The organism is Lishizhenia sp., from assembly GCF_057456495.1.
The window spans coordinates 1-3,753 of sequence record NZ_JBVCPV010000236.1; the positions used below are offsets into that span (position 1 = coordinate 1).

Consider the following 3,753-nt stretch of genomic DNA (forward strand, 5'->3'; position numbering starts at 1 on the left):
CACCTGCTATTTCATCAAACAAAACAACAATAATCTTGTAAAAACAAGAAAACTATTTATTAAAAAGAAGGACAACTAATCATCCTGAATTTCGGAGATGGTTTTTTACAAGGAATTGTTAATCCTAGAGAAACTTCATGCGCTCCACCAGAAACCCCATTGTTTAACTGAGATACGGTTATATCGTAACTATACCCCACTTTAAAATTGTCTAATTCTATACCAACCAAAAGAATAAATGCATCTCTATTTCTTAAAAAAGCACCTGCCGTAAAAGCCGAATATTTAACGTATGTACCTAAATTCAACTGCTGAAAACCTTGCTGGTAAGAGTACAAAATGGTCGGCATAATAGTCGTTACATTTTGATATTGTGATTTAGACCCTAAAGGAATAGTTGCTGAAGTATGCGCTGTTAGTCGAATAGGCATTTTACTTTCTCCAACAATCACGGATTCATTTGGACGGTTTAAATGTTTAGCCGCCACACCCACGTTAAAGTTTTCATTAAACAAAATCACACCTGCTGACGCATCAAAGAAACCTCTACTTCCACCTCTAACAACATCTTGTGTAGCATAGATAAACCCTCTTCTAGAATCTATTTGATCGGCGAACGACAATTTAGACCAATCCAAGAATTTTTGATTCCATGTAGCCTGTGCACCCAACAGTGCAGACCACTTTCTATTGATTTTTAAGTGATATGAGTAAATAAGTGATAGGTGCGAATGATTCAAGGTATTTCCAGCCATTCTATCGTGAACGGCGGTTACACCAAATCCTCCATTTATATTATCAAAATATTGATCATACGAAGCTGCATAACTCACAAAGTTTCCTGTTAGTGAGGGCCATTGGTTCCTGTAATTGGTAGCTATCCGAGGACAACCATTAGACCCTGCAAAAGCAGGATTTAAATACAGGGGGTTAGCATAGAATTGCGAAAATTCCAAATCTTGGGCTACTACCAAGCTGCTAACAATTGTTGCGATGAATACAATAACTTTTCTCATTTCCTTACATGTTTAAAATGCGGCGTGCATTTCGGTTTGGTTTTAATTTATAGCGAAGGGTTAATTGATGACACAGATACTTCTTGCTGTCAATTTGACTTCGGGAGTAATCTGCATTATAGATGAACCTCACTCTTTTCGCGTCTACCCCTAACGAAAGAGCTGGGTCAAAATCATTACTTATGGCCCCTCCAAAATGAGCACCTTTGAATTTAATATTAGCTCCGACCCATAGCTCATTCCAACTTCCTTGCTGTTGGTAAATGGCATAAGTAGATAACACAGTTTTTTTAGAAAGCGATTTGTAATCTGTTCCTATTTGTGCCTGATAGAAGGGACTAGCTTTAAAGTCTGAACTTAAATCATTGGAGTAAATATTGTTAAAATGTCTTCCAACATTATCGATACTTGCCCCTGCGTAAAACCATGGTGTATTTAATAAGAACCCTGCTTGAACATCTCTATACCATAAAGATTGTCCAGTAGGTGTTTGACCTTCCTCGAAAAACTGTAGCGGCCTTCCTCTATCCAGCTCTATCACTGAACCCATTACTAATTTATCTGCATCAATTTGTTTATTTCCAAACCTAAAACGCAATGCAGGTTCTAATGAAAATTTTTCTCCCAAACTAATTTTTGGTGAGTAGGTAAAGGCTCCCTCCATTGTTTGAACAGCCCCATTATCTATTGTACTATGGTTTAAATCAACACCTATTCCTCCTTTTAATTCGTACACATATGTATCAAAGGATAATCTATTTGAAATTTGGCTAGATGAAGTACCTAGGTATTGCCCTCTTGTAGCCCATTGAATTTTTGGCGCTACCTGCGTACCCACCATTCCCGGGTTTACAGCAAATCCGGTTGCTGATGGTAAACTGTAATATTGATCTCTGTAATTTTTCAATGCTACAGGATTGTTCATGGTGCGTTTTACATCTCTTGAAAACTCATACAATGCTCGCTTCAGTGTAAAAGCTCTTTTATTCGAGCTTGAATGTTGCGCATTGTGATTCACTTTGCTATTAGGCGTATTGCTACTGCTTTCAAAATCATTTGCAGCTCTATCATTCGATGAAGTAACTTTTCTTTCTTCATCATCTAATGTTGCAACAATCTGAGACAAACGTTCTTCAAATTGTTGTTGATTTGTAGTCTGTAGTTCACTTGAAGTTGACGCATCTAAAACTACTTCCTCTCTATTTACAAAATGAAACTGATCCTCTAAAAATGAACGATTAATTGTCCTTTGAGGATTAGTATATGATAAATTTGACTGAATTTCTTGTGCACTATTTTCACCCTTGTTCAAGGAAATAGACGGAGTAACATCTTCTGTTTGCACTTGAGAAAGTAAACCAGTTCTGAACGCATCATTTTGAATTGTAAGATCTAGATCTTTAGAAGCATAGGTCGCTTTTGATTCATCTGATAAAAATAACCAAGCGCTTGCACCCAAACCGAGTACAAAAGCACTCAGTACTCCCCAATAAACAGGAGCAATCTTTCTTTTGTCTTTGAGTAATGCCTGTGTATCAAAAGCAACGGGGTCAGCTTCTACTGAAGCCATCTTCCAAGCGTCTAAATCTGCCGACAATTCGGGATGCACGGCAATAAAATCCATCAACATCTTCTCTTGCGCCGGAGAAAGGTTTCCCTCGTGCAATTCAAACATCCACTTATCTATGTTTTGGATAGAAGGTTCGCTCATTGAAATATAGTTAAATCCTTTAATTGTTTTTGCATTTTCTTTCTTGCTCTGTACAAGTACACCTTAACTTGAGAATCAGAAAGTGATAACATTTCTCCAATTTCTTGGTAGTTATATCCCTCTAAATCTCGCAGTAACACAATACTCTTTTGAATAGGCGGAAGCAACTCCAAAACCTTTTCAATGATTTCCTTCGCTTCAAAACTGTGATTTTCAAATCCACGCTCAGGAAGCGTTTCTGAATTATACACCGTTCTCTTTTTCTTTTTCACGAAGTTGATCAACGTATTGTGTGCGGTGGTAAACATCCAAGATTTCGCCTTCTCGCGCTCTATCTTTTTCCTGTTTTTCCAAAGCTTTTCAAAAACATCTTGTACAATATCATTGCTGTCAGCCTCAACTCTGAGGTACTTTAACACATAGCCGTATAAACGACCGGCGTGTTCATTAACAACTTCATTGTACTCCGTTCTCGTCAAAAGAATGTCCGCTTTAACAATTAAAACAATTTAACCGGTCCTAAAGTTACACCCTTAAAAAAAAGATTTTTGAAAAGTGGTTTTCTACTATTAGGACGCTATGTATAAAAGTAATAAATTTTTAACGAACACTTTGTCTTTTAACATTTTAAGCACACACTCTTGCTAACTCATTATGCACTCCTAGCAACTATAATCCAGAAAACAAACGAAATTCTACGTTAAAATTCTATGAATTTATATATGAAATGAAGATATTTTTAGTTAAGTTTATTGGGTAAACTATACACTATGAAGACACCGGAAAGATTATTTGACATCCCCTACTTACAAATGGAACAGTACCCTCAAGAGGTAATGTTTTCTACAAAAGTGGACAACAAGTGGACGGCTATTTCTACCAAGGAATTTCTCGAGCAAGCCAACGAAGTTTCCAAAGGGTTAATTGCTCTTGGAATACAGCCAGGTGATAAAATCGCTTTGGTTTCTCCGAACAGGTATGAATGGAATATTATGGATATTGGAATTCAACAGACGGGAGCTATAG

At 37.0% G+C, this 3,753-nt stretch carries 4 protein-coding genes; 1 reads left to right on the forward strand and 3 read right to left on the reverse strand.

Annotated elements, in window-relative coordinates; translation table 11 throughout:
* Positions 1 to 59: 59 nt before the first annotated feature.
* From AC22ZQ_RS13190 to AC22ZQ_RS13200, 3 genes are read right to left on the reverse strand one after another with little or no spacing between them, the layout of a single operon-like run.
* Entirely contained in the window at positions 60 to 1,016 is a 957-nt protein-coding gene (locus AC22ZQ_RS13190) for a PorP/SprF family type IX secretion system membrane protein (RefSeq protein ID WP_318959230.1), read from the reverse strand.
* Positions 1,017 to 1,020: 4 nt separating this feature from the next.
* Positions 1,021 to 2,727 carry a PorP/SprF family type IX secretion system membrane protein gene (locus AC22ZQ_RS13195; protein WP_318959231.1) on the reverse strand — a complete coding sequence of 569 codons (1,707 nt, stop codon included), beginning with the start codon at positions 2,725 to 2,727 and terminating at the stop codon, positions 1,021 to 1,023.
* Positions 2,724 to 3,206 carry an RNA polymerase sigma factor gene (locus AC22ZQ_RS13200; RefSeq protein ID WP_318959232.1) on the reverse strand — a complete coding sequence of 161 codons (483 nt, stop codon included), beginning with the start codon at positions 3,204 to 3,206 and terminating at the stop codon, positions 2,724 to 2,726. The genes AC22ZQ_RS13195 and AC22ZQ_RS13200 overlap by 4 nt, the downstream gene beginning before the upstream one ends.
* Positions 3,207 to 3,497: 291 nt before the next feature.
* On the opposite strand from AC22ZQ_RS13200, the gene AC22ZQ_RS13205 reads away from it, so the two are divergent.
* Positions 3,498 to 3,753 (forward strand): AMP-binding protein (locus AC22ZQ_RS13205; protein ID WP_318959233.1); only part of this gene is annotated, 256 nt, incomplete at its 3' end.